The 4,425-nt window shown below is 64.8% G+C and carries 2 protein-coding genes and 2 pseudogenes; 1 reads left to right on the top strand and 3 read right to left on the bottom strand.

Going from position 1 to position 4,425, the window contains the following annotated elements:
* Positions 1–226: 226 nt before the first annotated feature.
* Positions 227–975: pseudogene (locus XAXN_RS16640) on the bottom strand (TonB-dependent receptor plug domain-containing protein); the annotation flags it as partial.
* A 285-nt stretch (positions 976–1,260) separates the two neighbouring features.
* Between XAXN_RS16640 and XAXN_RS16635 the strand changes: the two are divergent.
* Positions 1,261–2,283: a sugar kinase gene (locus tag XAXN_RS16635; protein ID WP_054320385.1), complete on the top strand. Its 1,023-nt coding sequence runs from the start codon at positions 1,261–1,263 to the stop codon at positions 2,281–2,283.
* A 168-nt stretch (positions 2,284–2,451) separates the two neighbouring features.
* Here the strand turns inward: XAXN_RS16635 and XAXN_RS16630 are convergent.
* Both XAXN_RS16630 and fabV read right to left on the bottom strand, forming a co-directional pair.
* Positions 2,452–2,702, bottom strand: a pseudogene (locus XAXN_RS16630) (hypothetical protein).
* A gap of 162 nt (positions 2,703–2,864) precedes the next feature.
* Positions 2,865–4,073 carry an enoyl-ACP reductase FabV gene (gene fabV, locus XAXN_RS16625; RefSeq protein ID WP_054320384.1) on the bottom strand — a complete coding sequence of 403 codons (1,209 nt, stop codon included), beginning with the start codon at positions 4,071–4,073 and terminating at the stop codon, positions 2,865–2,867.
* Between the last annotated feature and the right edge of the window lie 352 nt (positions 4,074–4,425).

Raw genomic sequence — 4,425 nt, 5'->3', positions numbered from 1 at the left:
GGCGAGCAACTTTCATGGCTGAGGGATAGGGCTAATCAGGTTCGCGATTGATTGCTGGGTTTATCGGGTTTGCCCTCATCCGCCCTTCGGGCACCTTTTCCCGCGTGCGGGAGAAGGGATTGGTGTCGCTGGTTATTGACTGTTTTTTGCGGTTGCCGGCTTGGCCGGGGTGGGGAGAGCGAGTTTATTGTTGAGGTCGGTAATCTCTGGGGCGGTGCCTTCGGTCACCACACGCACCTGCGCGGTTGTTGGAGCCTTCTTCCAGCACCTGCCGCTCGGTGTAGGTCACCGACAGCAAGGCACCGAAGGTGTTGTCGGCCCAGGTATTGGCGATCAACGCGGCCACACGCGGGTTGGCCTTCTCGGCCATGGCGTTGTAGGCCGCCTGGCCACTGGCGGCAAACGTAAAGCCGCTATAGTCGAACGGGCGCGCGGTGCGCAGGTCGACGGTGGCGCCCAACGAGCCCTCTTCCACAACGGCCGAGGCCGTCTTGCGGGCGATCAGCTGCGAGAACAGGTCCGAGCGAAGACGTTGAAGTCGAAGCCGCGGCCGCGGTTGGTGCCGCCGCTCTGGTCGCCGGCGCCCACGGTGGTGAGCGCTTCCATGCCGTTGATGCGCACGCGGGTGAACTCCGGGCCCAGGCCACGCACCGTGATGGCGCGGCCTTCGCCAGCGTCGCGGGTGATCACCACGCCAAGAATGCGCTGCAGCGCCTCGGTCAGGTTGAGGTCGGGGAATTTGCCGATGTCTTCGGCGACGATGGTATCGACCACGCCGGCCTCGCTGCGCTTGATGTCCAGGGCCTTCTCGACGCTGGCGCGGTAACCGGTCACCGTGAAAGTGTCCAGGTCCACGGCGGGCTCGGCGGGCGATTGGGCGGCGTCTTGTGCGGCAGCCTGGCCGCTCAGCGCCAGGCCGATCGACAGCGCAAGCAAGGTAACCGGTATCTTCCGGCTGGTGGTCCGAAATTGCATGTCCTCCCCTCCCAAGGGCCCATGAACAATGTGGGATAGCGGGTTGAGAGCGGCAATGACACCGCTAGTCAGAACGACGTCACCAGCTGAATCGTCCCGTAACATCTGGCAGCGCAGCGCAAAACGCCACCAAATTTCCGAAAAACCGATGCAAGCGGTCACTTCACGTCGCATCATTGCCGTAGCAGCCGGCATTTCTCGCCGGCTAGAATGACACCGATGGTCATCTTCGTGCGCGACGGCGCCCCCACCCGTCACGCACCACCCAGCCGAGGTAATTGCCGCATGAGCCGTGCACGTATCCTGTGTTTTGGTGAGTTATTGCTGCGCCTGGGGGCGCCTGGTCATGAGCTCCTGCTGCAGCAGCCTCGGCTGGATGTGCACTGCGGCGGCGCGGAGGCCAACGTCGGCGTCTCGCTGGCGCATTTCGGCCATGAGGTGGCCATGGTCAGCACGGTGGCGGATAACCCGTTGGGCGCTGCGGTGCTGGGCGAACTGCGCCGGCATGACGTGGATACCCGCCACGTGCGGCGGGTTGATGGCCGCATGGGCCTGTATTTCCTGACCACCGGTGCCATCCAGCGCCCCAGCGAAGTGATCTACGACCGCGCCGACTCGGCGTTTGCGCTGGCGCCGGTCGATGCCTACGACTGGCCGGCCCTGCTGGAAGGCGTGCAGTGGCTGCACCTGTCCGGGGTGAGCCCGGCATTGGGTGCCGAGGTGGCGCAGGCCACGCTGGCGGCGGCACGTGCCGCGCGTGCGGCCGGGGTGAAGGTGTCGTTCGACGGCAATTACCGGCCCAAGTTGTGGCAACGCTGGCAGGGCGATGCGCGCGGCATCCTGCATCAGCTGTTTGCCTGCGCGGATGTGGTGTTTGCCGATTACCGCGACATCGGCGTGGTGCTGGGCGGCGAGTTTGCCCAGGACACGCTGGAAGCGCGCGTGGAAGCGGCCGCGCAGCAAGCCTTCGCGGCGTTTCCGCAGCTGCAGTTGATGGCCTGCACACAACGCGTGGCGCACAACGTGGACCACCACAGCCTGGGCGCGATGCTGGTGCCGCGCGGTGGCGCGGTGGCGCGTGCGCCCAGCGAAGAACTCACCCCCATCATCGACCGCATTGGCGGCGGCGACGCGTTTGCGGCCGGCGTGCTGCACGGCCTGATCGAGGGTTGGTCGCTGGAGGACACGGTACGCTTCGGCCTGGCCGCCGGCTGTTTGAAGCATTCGATCCCGGGCGATTTCAATCCGCTGTCGGTGGCCGATGTGCAGGCCTGCGTGGGCGATGCGCGGTTTGATGTGAGGCGCTGACGCGCCGGGATTGGGGAGTCGGGATTGAGGATTGGCAACAGCGCCGGAGATTCGGTGCTCTGGCCGGGCGTGCTGCTCGCAGCGCGGTGCGCTCAGGGATGATGCGCCCGTGGCTGACAGCGCTTACATGTTTCAGGCGAGTGCACGGGTGCGACGTTTGTTGGTGATCTATCTGAGTGCTGCGCTCAGCAACATTACACATAGCGTCGCTGGGACGCTGAAGAACGGCGTGACCAACAAGGCGTGGTCCGGGACGGTGCAGAGCCGTCCTGCATCACCACGGCGCAGACGACGGCCGTGGTGATCAACAGATTGGCGATCGCCTTCAATGACCAGTACAACCTGACGAAGCCCAGCAATATGGCGCAGGCCACGCTGACCACAACGGCCAGCAACAGAAAGGCGAACAGTTCGTCCATGGAGGGCGGGGATTTGGGATTAGGGAGTTGGGATTCGTCACGGCAAGGACAACCAGCATCGCGTGCCGGTTGTCCTTGCGAAAAACGTTCGGGTCCGCTGAAGATCAGCGATGCAGACACCGCTCTTGCGAATCCCTAATCCCCAATCCCTAATCCCGGCAATCACCCCAACTCGATGCAATCGGAGGTGACGTCCGTCGCCACGTCGGCGTCGTAATCCACATCGGTGCGCTCGAAGCCAAACAGCTTGAGGAACTCGTGCTTGTAGCCGGCGTAGTCGGTGAGCTCGAACAGGTTCTCGGTGGTGACCTGCGGCCACAGCGCCTTGCAGGCGTCCTGCACGTCGTCGCGCAATTCCCAGTCGTCCAGGCGCAGACGGTTTTCATCGTCTACCTGCGCCGGCTGGCCGTCTTCGCGGTACAGGCGCGCGCGGAACAGGCGGTCGAGCTGCTCGATGGTGCCTTCGTGCAGGCCCTTCTCCTTCATGATCTTGTAGACCATGGAGATGTACAGCGGCATCACCGGAATGGCCGCGCTGGCCTGGGTGACCACGGACTTGAGCACCGCCACATTGGCGCCGCCATCGCGCTTGGCCAGGCGCGCATTCAAGCGCTGCGCGGTGTGGTCCAGATCCACCTTGGCCTTGCCGAGTGCGCCATGCCAGTAGATCGGCCAGGTGATTTCGGTGCCGATATAGCTGAAGGCCACGCTGCGCGCGCCGTCGGCGAGCACGCCGGTGCCGTCCAGCGCGTCGATCCACAATTCCCAGTCCTGCCCGCCCATCACGGTGACGGTGTCTTCGATCTCCTGCGCGCTGGCCGGCTCGATCGAGGCCTGGATGATGGTGTCCTTGTTGGTATCGATGGCAGTAGCGGTGTAGGTCTGCCCGATCGGCTTGAGCGCCGAGCGCTTCACTTCGCCACTGCCCGGCAGCTTGCGCACCGGCGAGGCCAGCGAATACACCACCAGGTCGACCTGCCCGCCCATCTCGGTCTTGATCAGCTCGATCACCTTCGCGCGCGCGGCATCGGAAAACGCGTCGCCATTGATCGACTTGCTATACAGACCCGCGGCCTTGGCATGTTTGTCGAAGGCGGCCGAGTTGTACCAGCCGGCGGTGCCGGCCTTGCTCGCGGTGCCGGGCTTTTCGAAGAACACGCCCAGCGTGTCCGCACCGAATCCGAAGGCAGCGGTGATGCGCGAGGCCAGGCCGTAGCCGCTGGACGCGCCGATCACCAGCACTTTCTTGGGGCCGTCAGTGCGGACGCCACGCGCACGCGTTGCGGCGATCTGCTCGAGCACATTGCGCTCGCAGCCAAGCGGATGCGTGGTGGTGCAGATGAAGCCGCGCACTTTGGGATGGATGATCAACGTGGACTCCTGGTCAGGCAAGATGCTGGCGGCATCTTAGTGCCTGGGCGCGGCATTGGGGAGGCCCTGGTGCTGGCCGACAAAAGGCGTGCCGCAGTGTTGGCAGACGAGCATGAGGGCCGTCCACAACAGCGCTCCCCAGAGTGCGGCAGGTGTCCCCCTGCCGCACAGCGCCATGCACGGCGCCCCGTTAGCTGCCATCCACCGGCGTGAGGACCCAGACCCGGCACATGCCATTGCTGGCTCAGCCAGCAGGCCGCAGCGCATTGTCGGCTGCGGCGTCTTGCGGTGCCATCCACGCCTGCCGGGGCTCGGTGGATGAGTGGCAGGCCATTAGGGAAGCTCTGAACAA

Origin of the sequence: Xanthomonas axonopodis (assembly GCF_001304695.1) — a bacterium.
In the GTDB taxonomy this organism is placed as follows: domain Bacteria; phylum Pseudomonadota; class Gammaproteobacteria; order Xanthomonadales; family Xanthomonadaceae; genus Xanthomonas; species Xanthomonas axonopodis.
Note: the sequence above shows the minus strand (reverse complement) of the source record. Positions and strands in the feature narration are given on the sequence as shown.